This window comes from Roseomonas sp. KE0001 (genome assembly GCF_016107285.1).
Classification (GTDB): Bacteria; Pseudomonadota; Alphaproteobacteria; order Acetobacterales; family Acetobacteraceae; genus Pseudoroseomonas.
In genome coordinates this window covers 34902-53143 of sequence record NZ_RCVQ01000001.1, presented here as the reverse complement: position 1 = coordinate 53143, position 18242 = coordinate 34902, and the positions used below count along the sequence as shown (strand labels likewise).

Sequence of the window (18242 nt, the reverse complement as noted above, 5' to 3'; positions counted from 1 at the left end):
TCAGCGCGGCAGGCTGTTCACCTCGCGGTCCCAGCGCTCGATCAGCCGGCGGCGCTCGGCGCTGGTGCCGAACTTCGCGAAGTCGTAGTCGATCAGCTTGATCTGATCCATCTGCGGCGCCTCGGCCGGCACCGGCGTCGCGCGGTTGGAGGGGGTCTGGAACTGCTTCGTCTCGGCGCCGAGCTTCTGCGCCGCCGGGGTCAGCGCCCAGTCGTAGAAGCGCCGCGCGTTGCGCTCGTTCCTGGCCCCCTTGATGATCGACATCGAGCCGATCTCGTAGCCCGTCCCCTCGCAGGGCAGCGCGTAGCCGACCGGGAAGCCGCCGAGCTTCTCGGTCACCGCGTCGTGCACGAAGGAGATGGAGACGCCGGTCTCGCCCCGCGCCACCGCCTTCACCGGGCCGGTGCCGGAACGCGGATAGGTGTTGATGTTGCGGTGCAGGTCCTTGAGGTACTGGAAGGCCGCCTCCTCGCCCATCACCTGCACCATGGTCGCGATCATCACATAGGCCGTACCGCTCGACTGCGGATTGGCCATCTGGATCTCGTTGCGGAACTCCGGCTTCAGCAGGTCCTTCCAGCAAGCCGGCGGCGTGATGCTGCGACGCGCCAGCAGTTCGGTGTTGTGGGCGAAGCCCAGCGCGCCGGCATAGATGCCGACCGTGCGGTGCTTCGAATCACGCGCCTGCTTCTGCGCCCAGTCGTGCAACTCGCCCAGCACGGGAGAGCGGTACTCGGCCGAGAGCCCGTCCTCCGCCGCCTGCAGATGCGGGTCGCCGGTGCCGCCGTACCAGACATCGCCGCGCGGATTCTGGGCCTCGGCGCGGATCTGCGCCAGCACCTCGCCACTGCCCTTCTGCGCCATGCTGACGCGGATGCCGGTCTCCTTGGCGAAGGCATTGGCCGCTGCCTGGCACCATTCCACCTGCGCCGAGCAGTAGATGTTCAGGCTGCCCTGCGCCAGGGCGGGGGCGGCCGAGAGGGCGAGCAGGGCCATGGCGCGCGGCAGGATGTGACGGAGGGTGATCGGCATCGGTGTTCTCTCCCTGGCGGGAGGCCGGCGCGGCGGCCTTCCCGGACCGGCCATCGCCGGCTTGTCGCAGGAATGCAACAAAACCGTCACATCAACAAGGGATCCTCACGCGGCGGGCGGGCGGTCCTGACCCTCCTCCCGGCGCAGCAGGGCGGCGTCGATCTGCTCCAGCAGCCGGGCGAAATCGACGGGCTTCGGATGATAGTCGTCGCAGCCCGCCTCGATCACCTTGGCGCGGTCGCCGGCCATGGCATGCGCGGTGAGCGCGATGATGGGGATATGCGCCGTCTCGGGCCGGCCGCGCAGCTGCCGCGCCGCGGTCCAGCCGTCCATGACAGGCAGATTCATGTCGAGGAGGATGATCTCCGGCAGGGCCTGCACCGCCTTGTCCACCCCCTCCTGCCCGTCATGCGCCAGCAGCACCTCGAAGCCCCGGCGGCGCAGCCGGCGGGAGAGGAAGTCCCAGAGCTCCTCGTGATCCTCCACCAGGAGAAGCGTGGTCATGCGGTTCGTCCTTCCGTATCCAGATCCTGCCGACCCCCGTCCCGGAGGTTCTCCCCGCCGGCGGCGGGCCGCGCCATCTCCGCCGGGCCGGATGGCGCAACAACGCGCGGGACGAGGGTCGCGATGCGGCGCAGCTCGCGCAGCAACTCCTCCCGCATGCCCTCCTCGGCCGGCAGCAGGCCCTGCACCCGGTCGCGCAGCCGCTCCAGCGCCTCCTCCTCCACCGCCCCGCCAGCCAGGGCGATGATCGGCAGCGCCCGCCATTCCTCGCGCCGCCGCAGCTCCTGGATCAGCGCGAAGCCCTCCCCACCGCCCTGCTGCACCGCCACCAGCGCCAGGGCGGGCGGCGGCGGCAGGGCCAGCCGGGCCAGCGCGGCGGCGGCATCCGCCACAGGCTCCACCACCCAGCCGGCCGCCTCCAGCAGGCGGGTCAGCTCGCCGCGATGCGCCGCGTCCTGCTCCAGCAGCAGCGCGCTCCCCGGCTGGGGCTGCGCGCGGAACCGGTCGAGCACGCGCTTCAGGCGGCTCCATTCCACGGGCTTGTCGAGATAGTCGGCGGCGCCCAGCGAGAAGGCCAGGCCCCTCTCCCGCACCATCGTCACCATGACCACCGGCGTCTCGACCAGCACGGGATCGGCCTTCAGCGCCGCCAGCACCGCCCAGCCATCCATGCGCGGCATCATCACGTCGAGCAGGATGGCATCGGGCCGCAGCGCGCACGCCTGGCGCAGCGCCTCCTGGCCGTCAGCGGCGAGGCGCACGGCGAAGCCCTCCCGGTTCAGGAAGCGCGACAGCAGCTCCCGCGCCGCCGGGTCGTCGTCCACCACCAGGACCAGCCCGGCCCGCCCCTCGGAACCGGCGGGAGGCGCCTCCGGCACCGGCGCCGCCGCCGGCGCCCCGAGGTCGAGCGGCAGGCGCAGGGTGAAGAGGCTGCCCTCCCCAGGCCGGCTCTCCACGGCGATGCCGCCGCCCATCATCGCCGCGAAGGCGCGGGTGATGGCGAGGCCGAGGCCGGTGCCGCCGAAGCGCCGGGTGGTCGAGGCATCGGCCTGGGCGAAGCGCTCGAAGAGACGCGCGAGCTGCTCCTCCGTCATGCCGATGCCGGTATCGGCCACGCGCAGCCGCAGCCAGCCGGGGTGACCCTCCGCCTCCCCCGGCTCCACCTCGGCCGCCAGGGTCACACGGCCGCCCTCGGTGAACTTGGCGGCATTGCCGATCAGGTTGAACAGGCACTGCCGCAGCTTGACCGGGTCCGAATGCATCCGCGGCAACCGCTCGGGGATCCGCAGCTCCAGCGCATTGCCCTTCTTCTCGACCAGGCCGCGCACCGTCTCCGCGACCTCCCGCAGCAGCGCCGCCGGGTCGAAATCCTCGGCCTGCACCTCCATCCTGCCGGCCTCGATCTTCGACAGGTCGAGCACATCGTTGATGAGCGAGAGGAGGTGCCGCGCATTGGCGCGGATCTTCACCAGGTCCTCGCGGAAGGCCGCGGTGCCGGGGAGGTCCTGCGCCTCCTCTTCCAGCATCTCGGCATAGCCGATGACGGCGGAGAGCGGCGTGCGCAGCTCGTGGCTCATATTGGCGATGAACTGGCTCTTGGCGCGGTTGGCCTCCTCCGCCGCGCCCTTGGCCACGGCCAGCGCCTCCTCGGCCTCGCGCATCGCGGTGATGTCCGTGTTGGTGCCGAACCAGCCGATCAGGCGGCCCTCGGGAAACTCCTCGTCCGGCGGCTCGCGCAAGGGCAGCGCGCGGGTGAGGAACCAGCGGTAGCGGCCATCGGCGCCACGCAGCGGAAAGCTGTCCTCCCAGCCCTCGCCGGCGGCGATCGCGGCGCGCAGCCCGGCCGCCACCGCCTCGGCATGGTCGGGATGCAGCGCCACCTGCCAGCCGAAGCCATGCATCCTCTCCAGCGTCTCGCCGGTGTAGTCGAACCAGCGGCGGTTGAACCACTGCACCGCCCCCTGGTCGTCGGTCATCCAGGCCAGCTGCGGAATGGAGTCGACCGTCATGCGCAGCCGCGCCTCGCTGCGCCGGAGCCTCTCCTCCATGCGCCGCCGCGCCGAGACGTCGCTGGCGGCAAGGCCGACGCCGTCGCCTCGCGCCGCCGGGCCGCCGAGCGGGAAGAAATCCATCACCAGGTGCCGCTCCGGCCGCCCCGGCGGCCTGATCCGCACCTCGACGCCGGATTCCGCCCGGCCATCCCGCAGGACGCGGCGCAGATGCGGCTCCATCTGCGACCGCACCTCCGTCGGCAGGGCGCGGCCGGCGCCGCCCAGGAGGCTCTCGCTCAGCGCCATCAGGGCCTTGTTGGCATGGGTGACATGCAGGCCCCGGTCCAGGAAGCCGAGCCCGACCGGCGCATGCGCCATCACCCCGCCCAGCAGGGCCACGGCATGGCGCTCGGCCCGGCGGCGGGCGAGGCCATACAGCAGCAGCAGCAGGGCGGCGCCGCCGGCGGCGGCGGCGGCGAAAGCGATCAGCAGCAGCGTCCTGCGGTCATTCTCCGCCTCGAGCACCGCCATCCGGGCGCGGGTGGTCGACTGCACCTCGGCCACCGCCCGGCGCGCCGCGTCCATGACCGCCTTCCCTTCCCCCGTCGCGGTCAGGCGGATGGCGGCCTCGAGCCCCTCCTGCCGGCGCGCCGCCACCACCCGGTCCGACCAGGCGAGCTTCGCCTCGGTCAGGGCGCGCAGCCGGTCGGACGGAAAGCCGCCGGCCTCGGGCGAGGCGGCGCGCTCCAGGCGGTCCAGCGTGGGGCCCAGCGCGAGCCGCGCCCCCATGGAGGTCTCGAGATAGGTGTCGTCGCCCACCAGGACGAAGCCGCGCTGCCCGGTCTCGACATCCTTCAGCGCCGAGAGCAGCGCCTCGGCATCGAGCACATGGGCGTTGCCCGCCACCTGCAGGGCGCGGGCGCGGTCGGCCGCCATCCAGGCGGCGACGCCCGCGCCGACGGCCAGCAGGGCCAGCAGGGCGGCGCCGGCCAGCAGCCGGCCGCGCGGGCGGGAGAGGAAGGCGGCGGTGGCCGAGGCGGCGTCAGGCAAGGCATTGGTTTCCAGGCGATGGGGTCGTAACGCCGCGATCGCGCGGCGGGTTCTCGAAAAAGAGAAGAAGCCACGTCCAGGCTTCAACTCCGGCACCGCCACGGGCGTTGTCCCGGCGCGCCCGACCGGTGGGGACCGGCGCCTTCTCCAGGATGCCGCCCGTGAACCTGCCCCAATCGCTTCCCGACCCGACGCCCTCCCCGCCCGCCACGGCCATCCTGCGCTGCCTGCAGGGCATCCTGGGCCTGCTGGCCGCGGCGCTGACCATCGCCGCCCTGTATTATGGCCGCGACATCATCATGCCGCTGGTGCTGGCGACACTGCTGGCCTTCGTCCTGGCCCCGGTGGCGTCGCTGCTCACCCGCCTCTGGCTGCCGCGCGCCCTGGCGGTGGTGCTGACCGTGCTGCTCGGCGCCGGCGCCATCCTCGGTCTCGGCATCGTCATCGGGCGGCAGGCCGCCGCGCTGGTCGTCAACCTGCCCGAGTACCAGGCCAATCTGCGCGCCAAGCTGGAGGGGCTGCGGCTCTCCGAACTGCTGGCCGATGCGCGGCGCGCCATCGAAGACCTGACCGGCTTCATGGGCGACGGCGTCATCATGCCCTTGCCCGGCGCCGCCTCCTCGGCACCGCCCGCGGCCGAGGGCGGGACCACGCCGCTCGACATCCTGCAAGGGGTCGCCGCCCCGGTCCTCGCCCCCTTCGCCACCGCCGGGCTGGTCGTGCTCTTCGCCATCTTCGTGCTGATCTACCGCGAGGACCTGCGGGACAGGGTGATCCGGCTGGCCGGCAGCCGCGATCTGCACCGCACCACCGTGGCGCTGAACGACGCGGCCCGGCGGCTCTCCCGCTTCTTCCTGGCGCAGGTCGCCCTCAATGCGGGGCTGGGCGTCATGGTCGGGCTGGCGCTCTGGGCCCTCGGCATGCCCAGCCCGGCGCTCTGGGGCATCCTGGCGGGGCTGATGCGCTTCGTGCCCTTCCTCGGCCTGTTCATCGCCCTGCTGCCGACGCTGCTGCTCGCGCTCGCCGTCGATCCCGGCTGGTCGCTGGCCTTCTGGGTGCTCGGCCTGTTCCTGATCGCGGAACCGCTGATGGGGCAGGTGCTGGAGCCCACGATCTATGGCCACAGCACCGGCCTCTCGCCCGTCGCCGTCATCATCGCGGCGATCTTCTGGACCTTCCTCTGGGGCCCGATGGGCCTGCTGCTGGCCATGCCGCTGACGCTCTGCCTGGTGGTGCTGGGCCGCCACGCGCCGAGCCTCGGCTTCCTCGACGTCATCCTCGGCGACCGGCCCTCGCTGCTGCCGGAGGAACGCTTCTACCAGCGCGCGCTGAGCCGGGACCCCGAGGGGCTGATCCGGCAGGCGCGGGAACAGCTGCGCCTGGAACCCTCCCTCACCGCCTATCACGACGGCGTGGCGCTGCGCGCACTGGTGATGGCCGATCAGGACTGGTCGCGCGAGGTGCTGGAGGCGGAGAAGCTGGAGGATATCCGCTTCTCCCTCGCCGGGTTGCTGGAGGAGCTGAAGGGGGAGGAAAGCGACGGGGAGGAAAGCGACGGGGAGGTAGCGCCGCGTATTCTCTGCACCGCCGGGCGCGGCCGGCTGGACGACCTCGCCGCCGCCTTCGCCGCCCAGGCGCTGCGCTCCGAGGGGCTGCCCGCCCTGGCGCTGGCCGAGGGTGCCGAGCCGCCGCCCGGCCTCGTGCCGAACCTCGCGCTCTGCTGCATCGCCGTGCTGGAATCCGGCAGCAGCGCGGCCGGCATCCGCTATCTGGTGCGGCGCTGGCAGCGCCTGCTGCCGGGAGCCCGCATCGTCGTCGGCCTCTGGCACGCCGCCCCGGACAGCGCGCTGCTCGAGGCGCTGCGCCGCGAGAAGGCGGGCGAGGTCATCGTCACCTCCCTCGGCGAGCTGGCGGCGCTCTGCCGCACGCTGGAGGAGGTGCCGGAGCCGCGGCGCGAAGCCGGGTCCGCCTGAGGGATGCGGCGGGGGTTGCGGCTGGCGGCGCGCGTCGCGATCTAGCCTCGCATGACCCCGCGCTTCGCCTTCGACAACAGCTTCGCCCGCCTGCCGGGGGGCCTTCCCGGAGGCTTCCACGCGCGGCTGGCGCCGACCCCGGTGGCCGAGCCACGGCTGATCCGCCTCAACCGGCCGCTGGCCGAGCTGCTCGGCCTGGACCCGGAGGCGCTCGCGAGCCCCGAGGGCGTCGCCATCCTGGCCGGCAATGCCGTGCCGGAAGGCGCGGAGCCGCTGGCCATGGCCTATGCCGGACACCAGTTCGGTGGCTTCGTGCCCCAGCTTGGCGATGGCCGTGCCATCCTGCTGGGCGAGGTGGTGGGGCGCGACGGGCTGCGGCGCGACATCCAGCTCAAGGGGTCCGGCCCCACCCCCTTCTCCCGCCGGGGGGACGGGCGGGCGGCGCTCGGCCCGGTGCTGCGGGAATATCTGGTCAGCGAGGCTATGGCGGCGCTCGGCGTGCCCACGACCCGCGCCCTGGCGGCCGTCTCGACCGGCGAGGCGGTGCTGCGCGAGACGCCGCTGCCCGGCGCCGTGCTGGCCCGCGTCGCCTCGAGCCACCTGCGCGTGGGCAGCTTCCAGTTCTTCGCCGCACGGGGCGATGTCGCGGCGCTGCGCCGGCTGACCGACTATGCCATCGCGCGCCACGATCCGGGGGCCGCCGGGGCGCCCCGGCCCGCCCGCGCCCTGCTCGACGGCGTGGTGGCCCGGCAGGCTGCCCTCGTGGCGCAATGGCTGCTGCTCGGCTTCATCCACGGCGTGATGAACACCGACAACACCAGCATCTCCGGCGAGACCATCGACTACGGCCCCTGCGCCTTCCTCGATGCCTATGAGCCCGGCAAGGTGTTCTCCTCGATCGACCTCGGCGGCCGCTATGCCTACGGCAACCAGCCGCGCGCCATGCACTGGAACCTGGCGCGGCTGGCCGAGGCCCTGCTGCCCCTGCTCGACGAGGAGGAGGAGGCCGCCATCGCCTCGGCGCAGGAGGCCCTGGCCGGCTTCGGCCCCGCTTTCGAGGCGGCCTATCTGGCAGGCCTGCGCCGCAAGACCGGGCTGCTCTCGGCGCGGCGGGACGATGCGGAGACGATGCAGGCCCTGCTGGACCTGATGGCGGCGCAGCAGGCCGACTTCACCCTCGCCTTCCGCGCCCTGGCCGACACCGCCCTGGCCGACACCGCCCTGGCCGACACCGCCCTGGCCGACACCGCCGGGGCCGATGCGGCCGGGGCCGGCGGCGAAGAGGCCTTTCTCGCGCTCTTCGCCGAGCGCGAGCCGGCCGCCGCCTGGCTGGCGCGCTGGCGGTCCCGGCTGGCGCAGGAGCCCCTGTCGCCGGCGTCGCGGGCGGGCGCGATGCGCGCCGCCAACCCGGCCTTCATCCCGCGCAACCACCGGGTCGAGGCGGCGCTGGGGGCGGCGATCTGGCAACGCGACCTCGGCCCCTTCGAGACCCTGCTCGGCGTCCTGTCCCGTCCCTTCGACGACCAGCCGGAGCACCGCGCGCTGATGCTGCCGCCCCAGCCGGAGGAACGCGTCGAGCGCACCTTCTGCGGCACCTGACGGCCGCCTCCCGCGCGGCGCCCCAGGCGGGGGGGGTGGTGGACAGAGGGCGCCCCGGACCATAGCCTCGGCGCGGTAACAGTCGCGGCATCGGCCGCGCCGGGAGGCTGGCCGGTCCAAAGCGGCTCCATTCGAACGGAGCATCCCTCGCCATGTCCGACCCCCGCCCGGCTTCCCCGCCCGGCATGCCCCTCCCCGGCATGCCTCCCGCCGACCTGTCTCCTGCCGACCTGTCTCCTGCCGACCTGGCCGAGACGGCCCGGCGGATCCTCCCGGGTGGCGGCTTCGGCAACATGGCGGGGGAGATCGTCATCCGCGAGGGCCGCGGCGGCCGCGTCCGGGATACCGAGGGCCGAGACTACATCGACTTCCTGCTGGGCTCGGGCCCCATGCTGGTGGGCCACGCGCATCCCGAGGTGAACGCGGCGGTGATCGAGCAGCTCGGGCGCGGCTCCACCTTCTTCGCCAGCAACGAGCCGGGCATCCGGCTGGCGGAGGCCATCGTCGCGGCGGTGCCCTGCGCCGAGCAGGTGCGCTTCGCCTCCACCGGCACCGAGGCCGATGCCTATGCGATGCGCCTGGCCCGCGCCCATCGCCGCCGCCCGAAGATCCTGAAGTTCGAGGGCGGCTATCACGGCATGAGCGATTATGCGCTGATGAGCCTCTGGTCCGCCGCGCCCGGCAATTCCGCCACGCCGGTCGCGGATTCCGCCGGCATTCCCGACAGCCTGCGCGGCGAGATGCTGGTCTGTCCCTACAACGACCTGGAGGCGGCGCGGGCACTGGTCGCCGCGCATCACGACGAGATCGCCGGGGTCATCGTCGAGCCGATGCAGCGCTTGATCCCGCCGCGTCCCGGCTTCCTGCAGGGCCTGCGCGACCTCACCGCCGAGCATGGCATCCTGCTGATCTTCGACGAGGTGGTCACGGGCTTCCGCCTCGCCTATGGCGGCGCGCAAGAGTATTACGGCGTGGTCCCGGACCTCTGCACGCTGGGCAAGGTGATCGGCGGCGGCCATCCGCTCTCCGCCATCGCCGGCCGGGCGGAGATCATGGCGCATTTCGACCGCGCCCGGGCGGGGGATGCCTTCCTGCCGCAGATCGGCACGCTGAGCGGCAATCCGGTGGCCGCCGCGGCCGGCCTCGCCACGCTGGAGATCCTGCGCCGCCCCGGCGCCTATGAACGGATCTTCGCCACCGGGCGCGCCCTGCAGGCGGCGCTGCGCGAGGCCCTGGCGGAAGCCGGCATCCCGGCCCTGATCCTGGGCGAGCCGCCGATGTTCGACGCCGTCTTCACCACGCGCGCCACCATCACCGAGCATCGCGGCATGCTCGACACCGACAAGGCGATGAGCGGGCGTTTCAACGCCTTCCTGCGCGCGCGGGGCGTCTTCAAGAGCGAGGGCAAGATCTACGTCTCGCTGGCGCATGACGCGCGCGACATCACCGAGGCCGGCACGGCCTTCACGGAGGCGGCGCGGCAGGCCAAGGCCCCGTCCCCGGCCCATGCGTGAACCCGGAGAGAACGGCATGACGGAACTGAACTGGCTCCCGGCGGTGGAGATGGCGGCGCTGGTGCGCGGCAAGGCGGTGTCCCCGGTGGAGATCGCCCGGGCCGTGCTGGACCAGGTCGAGGCCTGCGAGCCGCGCATCAACGCCTTCAGCGAGCTTCTGCCGGAGCGCTTCCTGGCCGCCGCCCGGGAGGCCGAGCGCGCCGTCATGGCCGGCGAGGCCACCGGCCCGCTGCACGGCGTGCCGGTCACCATCAAGGACCTGACGGTGATGCGGGGGCTGCGCATGGGCAGCGGCTCGCTCACCCAGGAGGGCGTGGTGCCGGCCGAGGACGCGCCCGTCGTCACGCGGCTGCTGAACGCGGGGGCGATGCCGCTCGGCAGGACGACGACGCCGGAATTCGGCTGGACCGGCGTCAGCCGCAGTCCGCTGACCGGCGAGACGCACAATCCCTGGAGGCATGGCTACAACGCCGGCGCCTCCTCGGCCGGGGCGGGCGCGGCGGCGGCGGCGGGCTTCGGGCCGCTGCACCAGGGCAGCGACGGCGCGGGCTCGGTGCGGATGCCGGCGCATTTCTGCGGCATCTTCGGGATGAAGCCGAGCTTCGGGCGCGTGCCCTATTATCCGGTCAATGGCGGCGACTACGCCTCGCATGTCGGCCCGATGACCCGCACCGTCGCCGATGCGGCGCTGATGCTCTCGGTCATGGCCGGGCCGCATCCCTGGGACCACACCTCGCTCGAGGCGGCGCCGGCCGACTATCCCGGGCGGCTGCACGAGCCGCGCGCGGGCCTGCGCATCGCCTACAGCGCCGATCTCGGCCATGCCCGTGTCGATCCCGAGGTGGCGCGGCTGGCGCGCAAGGCGGCGGAGGATCTGGCCGCCGCCGCCGGCGCCGCGCTCGTCGAGGTGACGCCGGGCTGGGGCCCGCTCGGCCCCGAGATCGGCCGCTTCTTCTGGTCCTCGCACCTGACGCGGCTGGCGCCCCTGCTGCCCGACTGGGCGGCGCGCATGGACCCCGGCCTGGTCGCCTGCGTGAAGCAGGGGCTGACCCACAGCCTGTCCGAGTACCAGCGCATGCGCCCGCGCAAATACGCCTATGTCGCGCAGATCCACCGCTTCTTCGAGGAGGTGGACCTGCTGCTCACCCCCGCCGTCTCGGTGCCCGCCTTCCCGCTGCCGCGCCTGCGCCCCGCGGACTGGCCGGAGCATGCCTGGGACTGGCTGGCCTGGGCGGAGTTCTCCTATCCCTTCAACCTCTCCGGCAACCCGGCGGCGAGCCTGCCCTGCGGCTTCACCGCCGAGGGGCTGCCGGTCGGGCTGCAGGTCGTGGGGCGGCGCTTCGACGATCTGGGCGTGCTGCAGGCCTCCGCGCTGTTCGAGAAGGCGCGCCCCTGGGCCGACCGCCGGCCGCCCCTGGCGCGGCGGGAATGACCGGCGGCCGGGCCCAGGATCATCCCTTGCGGATGTTGTGGAAGATCGGGAAGCCGTTGAGCATGCCGGTGACAGTGGCGCGGAAGGCGGTGGGCTGGGTGAAGGCGCCCGTCGGCAGGTAGGGGATATCCTCGAAGGCCTGGCGTTGCAGCGCCTCGGCGAGGCGCTTCTGCTCCGCCGGGTCCTCCGCGTCCATGAACCGGTCGCGCAGCGCCTCGATCCTCGGCAGGTCCGGCCAGCCGTAGGTGCCCGCCCGTCCCGGCCCGCGCAGGTAGGATTGCGTGGCCGGGCTGGTGGCGATGATGCCGGGGATCGTGTTGCACCAGACGCTCCAGCCGCCCTGCTCCAGCGGGCCGCGATTGGTCAGCCGACCCGCGATCGTGCCCCAGTCGCCGGTCTGGTAGTCCAGGTTGACCCCGCTGCGGCGGAACATGTCGCCGGCGATCTCGCTCATGGCGTTCAACCGGGCATTGTCCGTGGGCACGACGAAGACGACCCGCTCGCCGCGGTAGCCGGCGGCCTCCAGGTTGCGCTTCACCCGCTCGTGGTCCGGCGCGCCGTCCATCGCTTCCAGCCCCGCCTCCGTCGCCAGCGGGCTGCCGGGCAGGAAGAAGCCGCAGCGATCGGTCCAGAGAGCCCGGTCCTCGCCCATCACGGCGGTCATGTAGTCGGCCTGCCGGATGCCGGGCAGGAAGGCGCGGCGGATGGCCGGATTGTCGAAGGGCGGCTGGAGGTGGTTGAAGCGGATCATGGACATGGAGCCGGTCCTGTCCTTCACTTCCAGCCGGATGTTGCGGTTGCGCCGCAGCAGCGGCAGCAGGTCGGGCGTCGGCTGTTCCCACCAGTCCACCTCGCCCTGCTGCAGGGCGGCCGCCGCCGTCGAGGCGTCGGGCAGCGTGTGCCATTCCACCCGGTCGAGATGGGCGCGCTTGCCGCCGGCGAGGAAGCTCGGCGGCTCGTCGCGCGGCACATAGCCCTCGAACCGCTCATAGGCCGCCCGCACCCCGGCCATGCGGTCCGCCGCGACCCAGCGGAACGGGCCGCTGCCGACGATCTCCGTCACCTGTGTCGAGGGCGGGTTGCGGGCGAGGCGCTCCTGCATCACCGGGCAGAAGGAGGAGGGCTTGGCCAGGGCGGCGGCGAGCAGCGGGAAGGGCCGGCGCAGCCGGATGTCGAACACCCGGTCCGAGACGACGACCATCTCCTCCGTGATGGCGCGGATGTTCTGGCCCAGCACATCCGCCTGGCTCCAGCGCGCGATGCTGGCGATGGCATCGGCCGCGCGGATCGGCGTGCCGTCGTGGAAGGTGATGCCCTCGCGCAGCGTGATGCGCCAGCGCCGCCCCTCATCCTCGATGACATGGCCCGCCGCGAGCTGCGGGCGCGGCTCGTAGGATTCGTCGAGACCGTAGAGCTGGTCATAGACCATCATGGCATGGTTGCGCGTGACGAGCGCCATGTTGAAGACCGGGTCCAGCAGGGCCAGGTCCGCCTGGGGCACGAAGCGGAGCAGGCTCCGCGCGCCGGCCGTCCCCTGGGCCCGGACGACCGAGGGCGCGGCCAGCACCGCGGCCGGAAAGGCCAGCATCTCACGACGTTTCATGTCTCTCTCTCTCCCGAGCGTTCGTCATGCGGGGCAGCCGGGCGCCATTCACGGCCGCAGCACCTGGCGCGACCGCGCCGCCTGGCGGACGGAATCCCACCCGTAGAGCATCGGCACCATGCGGGCCGCCGCCCAGTCGGCATGCTGATCGGCGTAGTGCGGGCTGCCCGGACGGCCGGAGACACCATGGAACACCACCCACCGGCTGTTGTCCCAGTCCCCGACATCGAAGACGTAGCGCGCCAGCGCGCCGTATCCGGCGGCCGGGCCGGAAGCGGCCAGCAGGCCGTTCGCCAGCACCGTGTCGTTGTCGCCGCCGATCGGCAGGGCGGGCGGGTCCAGCAGCGCCGCCGCCGCGGGGAAGAGGGCGGAGAGGGGATGCGCGAAGCGCGGCCGATGCGTCTCGCCCCAGGGCTGCTCCGCGGCGCCCGCCACCTCGCGAAGCGCGGCGCCGATCGCCTCCTCCCAGCGCCATCCATCGAGCAGCGCGGCGTCATCCCGTCGCAGCAGGTTCGGCAGCGTCCACCAGAGCTGGTTCATCGGCGCGACGCCCGGCGCCACCGCCAGCCAGGGATGGCCCCCGGCGCCGCCGAGGCCGCTGCGCTCGGCCAGGATGCGCGTCAGGGCCCGACGCAGCGCGACATAGTCGGTGGGTGCCGTGGCGTCGGCGCTCATCCGTCCGTCCCAGGCCAGCAGGCGCTGCCGCAAGGCCTCCGCCTCGCCTTCGAGCGGCGCCAGCGCGGCCAGCCGCTCGCGGAACAGCAGCGCGTTGGGCGAGAGCGTGTCGCCATGGATCGCCGCCGCGTCCTCCGGCCCGAAGCCCGGCGTCCCGCGCAGCCGTTCCAGGATGCGCGCCGCGCGGTAGGGCGGATGGCAGTCGGTGCAGAGATAGTCCGGGTGGTCATCGGCCACCACGCGGTTGTTGGCGGTGACGATCAGGCCCTCCTCCGGGTCGATCGCCCGCGGCATGTCGTCATGCGCGATCCAGCCGCGCCAGGCGTGCTCCCCCGTCCATCCCGGCATCGGCAGCCAGCCGCTCTGCCGCCCCCGGCGCGGCACGCGCGCGCGCACCAGGTGGCCGATATGCCCTTCCGTGTCGGCGGCGACCAGGTTGTGGTCGATCAGCCCCCAGCCGCGTGTCGCCTCGAACAGGTCCTCGACATTCGTGGCGCGCGTCATGCGCGGCAGGCAGTCGAAGGAGAGGTCCGTCTCCGCGAACTGCACCGAGCGCAGCGAGAGGGCCGTGCCGTGGCGCGCATCGCCCGCGATCACCGGGCCGTTCGGTGTCTCCACCACCTCGAAGCGGCGGGGCGCCTCGCCGCGCACCGCGATCGTCTCCTCGCGCCGGCGGGCGGGAACCCACTCGCCCGCCTGCATCACCCGCGCGCCATCCGCCTCGAAGCGTTCGAGGAAGACATCGTGGATGTCCATGAAGGCATGCGTCACGCAATAGGCGACACGCCCGTTCTGCGCGAAGTGCGGGAAGCCCGGCACGCCCGGCACGGTCAGCCCGATCATGTCGAAGGCGTCGCAGGCCACGTGGTGCTGCGCGTACATGTTCGGGATCTCGAAGACCCGGTGCGGGTCGCCGGCCAGCACCGGCCGCCCGGTGCCGCTGCGGGCGGGGCCCACCGCCCAGTTGTTGCTGCCCCCGCCGGTCTCGTCCCCCTGCAGGCCGAGCGACTCCAGCAGCGCGCGGATGGCCGGCGCCAGCACCTCCAGCTCGGCCTCGAAGCGCGCCGCCTTCGCCCCGGGAGGGATGCAGAGCAGGTCGCGCCCGCCATCGTCGTAGCGCAGCGCCCCGACACGCGCCGCGCCCACCACCGGCAGCGCCGCCGCGCGCCAGAGCTTGAACCAGACGGAGCCCATCAACAGGCCCAGCCGCCGCATCACCGCGATGCTGTGCCAGCCTTCCCAGGGTTCCGGCCGCGCCTCCAGCAGCGCGTATTCCACCGGCAGCGGCGCGTCCGAGGCGAGGAAGGCGTTCACGCCGGCGGCGTAGGATTCCAGCATCGCCCGCGCCGCCTCCCCCAGCGCCGCGTGGTCGCGCCGGCAGGCGGCTTCCATCCCCAGCCGGCGGACCAGGATATCCGCCTCCGCGGCACCGGGCCCGAGCCATTCGGCCGCCCGCCCCAGCGCGCGCCGCCGTGTCAGCTCCATCTGGAACAGGCGGTCCTGCGCGTGCACGAAGCCGAGGGCGAACCAGGCATCGCCGGTCGGGCCGGCGCGCAGATGCGGAATGCCATGGGCGTCGCGCAGGATCTCCACCGGCGCAGCCAGTCCCGGCACCTCCAGCACGCCCTCGAGCGGCGGCAGCGCCGCCCGCAGCCTGCGCGCGTCCACGACATCCATGTCCATTCTCCCCTGTTCGGGGGAGTTTGGAACCGACTTGCGGCCATTGTCGATATATCAAATACTATGTTTCGACAGCATCGCCTCGCCGATGGCGCGAAGGTCGCCGGAGCGCCATAAGGCGCGCGGAAGCCGGGACGGGGGAACGGCCGGCGCGGCGATGGAAGACAGGACCATGAAGACCATGCCCGAAGCGACGAACGTGCTCGATTTCGTCGCCCCGGTCGGCCGGGAGAACCTGGCCGGCCGCGTCTACGAGGAGCTGCGCACGGCCCTGTTCGAGGGCCGCATGCGTCCCGGCCAGCGCCTGAAGATCCGCGACCTGGCCGCCGCCATGCAGGTGTCCGAGACGCCGGTGCGGGAGGCTGTGGTGCAGCTCGCCCGCGAGCGTGCGCTGCGCCTGGAGGCGGCCCGCTCCATCACCGTGGCCGGTCTCAGCCTGCAGCAGTATCTCGAGCTCCGCACCATCCGCCTGGAGCTCGAGGGCCTGGCCGCCGAGGCCGCCGCGCTCCGCATCACCCCGGGCGACCTCGGGACGCTGGAGCGCGCCCATGCCGCCCTGGCCGCGGCCGAGGCGGCGGAGGAGGCCACCGCCGCCAACCGCGCCAACTGGGCCTTCCACCACACCCTCTACGCCGCCGCCGCCATGCCGGAGCTGCTGTCGCTGATCGAGAGCATCTGGCTGCGCAACGGCCCGATGCACGCCTTCCTCTACCCCGAGGCGCGGCCGACCTATCCGGGCCGCCACCGGCACCTCGACATCATCGAGGGCCTGCGCGCGCGCGACCCCGAGGCGACCCGCGCCGCCCTCCGCGCGGACCTGATGGAGGGCGGCGCCAACCTCGTCGCACTTCTCGGCCGCCAGGAACGCGACACCGCCTGGACGGCCCCGCCCTGAGCCCGGGGCGAATAGGGCCTCCGCCAACACGGCGCCGTCCGGGCGCCAGAGAGGAACAGGTCCGATCATGCAGCGCATCCCCATCGCCACCGACACCCCCTGGTTCCGGCTGGAGGTCGACGATGCGGACTGGGCGGCGGAGGATCCCGCCGCCCTCGCCCGCTGGATGGAACAGCTCCTGCTCATCCGCCGCTTCGAGGAGAAGATCCTGGAGCTGCACGGCCAGGGGCTCGTCCATGGCCCGGCGCATGCCTCGATCGGCCAGGAGGCCGGCGCGGTCGGCGCCATGTCGGTGCTCGGCACAGGGGACAAGCTGAACGGCACGCACCGCGCGCATCACCAGATCCTGGCGAAGCTGGTCAACAGCGCCCTGCCCGATGGCTACGATCCGCGCCGCGACGCGCCCGTGGCGCCGGCGGGCGACCTCGTCCGCCGCGCCATGGCGGAGATCATGGGCCTCGCGGAAGGCTTCTGCGGCGGGCGTGGCGGCTCCATGCACATGCGCTGGGCCCCCGCCGGCATCGTCGGCACCAGCGCCATCATCGGCGGCAACCTGCCCCATGCCGTGGGCTACGGCCTGGCCGACAAGGTGCTGGGGCGCGAGCAGGTCTCCGTCGCCTTCTTCGGGGATGGCACGCTGATGGCCGGCCAGTCGATGGAGGCCATCAACCTCGCCGCGCTCTACAACCTTCCCGTCATCTTCTTCCTGGAGAACAATTTCTACGCCGTCTCCACCCATGTGCGGGAGCAGACGCGGGAGACGCGGCTGACCACGCGCGGCGCCATGTTCGGCGTGCCCTCGGTGGAATGCGACGGGATGGACCTCGTCGCCGTGCGTCGCGCGATGCAATGGGCGGTGCGGACCATCCGTGAGACCGGCGGCCCCGTCTTCGTCGAGGCCATCCTCTACCGCTTCCTGCACCAGAGCGGCCCGCTGCTGGGCAGCCAGCTCGGCTACCGCGGCAGGGAGGAGGAGGCGGCGTGGCAGGCCCGCGACCCGCTCGCGACCATGCCCGCCCGGCTGAAGGCCCTGGGCGTGCTGGACGAGGCCGGGCTTGCCGCCCTCGATGCGCGCGCGACCCGCATGGTGGCGGAGGCCGCCGCGGCGCTGACCGAGGTGCCGCGCGACTCCAACACCCTTCAGATCCGCGCCGGCGCCTTCCCCGGCACGGCCGAGATCGAGAAGGGCATCCGGGGCGACCTCTCCGAACTGGCCGGCGCGCGCGTGCTGGAGGCGGCCTCCGTGCCGGCCGGGGCGCGGGCGGAGATGAAGTATATCGACGCCATCGCCGCCACCCTGCTGCGCAACATGGAGCGGGACCCGCGCATCGTCGTCATCGGCGAGGATGTGCACCGGCTGCGCGGCGGCGTCTCGGGCTCCACGCGCGGCGTGATGGAACGCTTCCCCGAACGCGTCTTCCCCACGCCGATCTGCGAGAACGGCTTCACCGGCATGGCGCTCGGCGCCGCCGTCTGCGGGTTGCGTCCGGTGGTGGACATCATGTTCGGCGATTTCTGCATCGTCGCGGCCGACCAGATGTTCAACGGCATTGGCAAGTTCTCGCACATGTTCGGCGGCGGCTTCGGCGTGCCGGTGGTGGTGCGCGCCCGCGTCTCGCCGCAGGCGGGCTATGGCTCGCAGCACTCGATGGACCCCTCGGCCCTCTTCGCGCTCTACCCGGCCTGGCGGATCGTCTCGCCCTCCACCCCGCACGACTACATCGGCCTGATGAACGCGGCGCTCCGCTGCGACGACCCGGTGCTGGTGATCGAGCATCAGGACCTGTTCCAGACCACCGGCCCGGTGCCGAAGGACGACCTGGACTACATCGTCCCGCTCGGCCGCGCCCGCACCGCGCGCCCGGGCCGCGCCTGCACCGTGCTCACCTATTCCACCATGGTGCCGGCCAGCCTCCGGGCCGCCGAGGCGGCGGGCGTGGACGCCGAGATCCTCGATCTCCGCAGCCTCGATCCCGGCGGGCTCGACTGGCCCGCCATCGAGGCCAGCATCCGCCGCACCAACCGCGTGCTGATCGCCGAGCAGACGGCGCGCGGCACCAGCCATGGCGCGCGCATCGCGCAGGAGATCCAGGAGCGCTGCTTCGACTGGCTGGACACGGAGATCCTGCGCGTCACCGGCGGCGCGGCCGCCCCCGTCGTCTCGCGCCCGCTCAATCTCGCGGCGCTGGGGGATGCCGCCGGCATCGAGGCCGCGTTGCGGCGGCTGACGGCGTGAGGGGCCCCTTCCCGCCCGGCATTGAAATATGATATATCAAAATAAACGCAGCCAAGGA

General features: G+C 73.0%; 11 protein-coding genes. 6 read left to right on the top strand and 5 right to left on the bottom strand.

Going from position 1 to position 18242, the window contains the following annotated elements:
- The 3 genes from D9598_RS00210 to D9598_RS00200 all read right to left on the bottom strand — a co-directional run bounded on the left by D9598_RS00210 (position 1) and on the right by D9598_RS00200 (position 4577).
- Complete coding sequence (locus D9598_RS00210) at positions 1-1032, bottom strand: ABC transporter substrate-binding protein (protein WP_198364391.1); 1032 nt, start codon at positions 1030-1032, stop codon at positions 1-3.
- 105 nt (positions 1033-1137) lie between these two features.
- The gene (locus tag D9598_RS00205; RefSeq protein WP_198364390.1) at positions 1138-1536 is read right to left on the bottom strand and encodes a response regulator; all 399 of its coding nucleotides are present in this window, start codon (positions 1534-1536) and stop codon (positions 1138-1140) included.
- Positions 1533-4577, bottom strand: coding sequence for a response regulator (locus D9598_RS00200; RefSeq protein WP_198364389.1), 3045 nt, complete (start codon positions 4575-4577; stop codon positions 1533-1535). The genes D9598_RS00205 and D9598_RS00200 overlap by 4 nt, the downstream gene beginning before the upstream one ends.
- Positions 4578-4738: 161 nt before the next feature.
- On the opposite strand from D9598_RS00200, the gene D9598_RS00195 reads away from it, so the two are divergent.
- The 4 genes from D9598_RS00195 (at position 4739) to D9598_RS00180 (ending at position 11095) form a co-directional block, all read left to right on the top strand.
- Positions 4739-6550, top strand: coding sequence for an AI-2E family transporter (locus tag D9598_RS00195; RefSeq protein WP_198364388.1), 1812 nt, complete (start codon positions 4739-4741; stop codon positions 6548-6550).
- Between the two features lie 51 nt (positions 6551-6601).
- Positions 6602-8149: a YdiU family protein gene (locus tag D9598_RS00190; RefSeq protein WP_198364387.1), complete on the top strand. Its 1548-nt coding sequence runs from the start codon at positions 6602-6604 to the stop codon at positions 8147-8149.
- A 152-nt stretch (positions 8150-8301) separates the two neighbouring features.
- Positions 8302-9663 (top strand): aspartate aminotransferase family protein, encoded by a 1362-nt coding sequence (locus tag D9598_RS00185; protein WP_198364386.1) that lies wholly within the window; start codon positions 8302-8304, stop codon positions 9661-9663.
- Positions 9664-9679: 16 nt separating this feature from the next.
- Entirely contained in the window at positions 9680-11095 is a 1416-nt protein-coding gene (locus D9598_RS00180) for an amidase (RefSeq protein ID WP_198364385.1), read from the top strand.
- Positions 11096-11114: 19 nt separating this feature from the next.
- Here the strand turns inward: D9598_RS00180 and D9598_RS00175 are convergent, their stop codons facing one another.
- Both D9598_RS00175 and D9598_RS00170 read right to left on the bottom strand, forming a co-directional pair.
- Entirely contained in the window at positions 11115-12698 is a 1584-nt protein-coding gene (locus D9598_RS00175) for an ABC transporter substrate-binding protein (protein ID WP_198364384.1), read from the bottom strand.
- Between the two features lie 48 nt (positions 12699-12746).
- Entirely contained in the window at positions 12747-15050 is a 2304-nt protein-coding gene (locus tag D9598_RS00170; protein WP_198364383.1) for a penicillin acylase family protein, read from the bottom strand.
- Positions 15051-15225: 175 nt separating this feature from the next.
- Here D9598_RS00170 and D9598_RS00165 point away from each other — a divergent pair, with 175 nt between their 5' ends.
- Both D9598_RS00165 and D9598_RS00160 read left to right on the top strand, forming a co-directional pair.
- Complete coding sequence (locus D9598_RS00165; protein ID WP_232476781.1) at positions 15226-15948, top strand: GntR family transcriptional regulator; 723 nt, start codon at positions 15226-15228, stop codon at positions 15946-15948.
- Positions 15949-16015: 67 nt separating this feature from the next.
- Complete coding sequence (locus D9598_RS00160; RefSeq protein ID WP_198364381.1) at positions 16016-18184, top strand: thiamine pyrophosphate-dependent enzyme; 2169 nt, start codon at positions 16016-16018, stop codon at positions 18182-18184.
- Positions 18185-18242 lie beyond the last annotated feature (58 nt).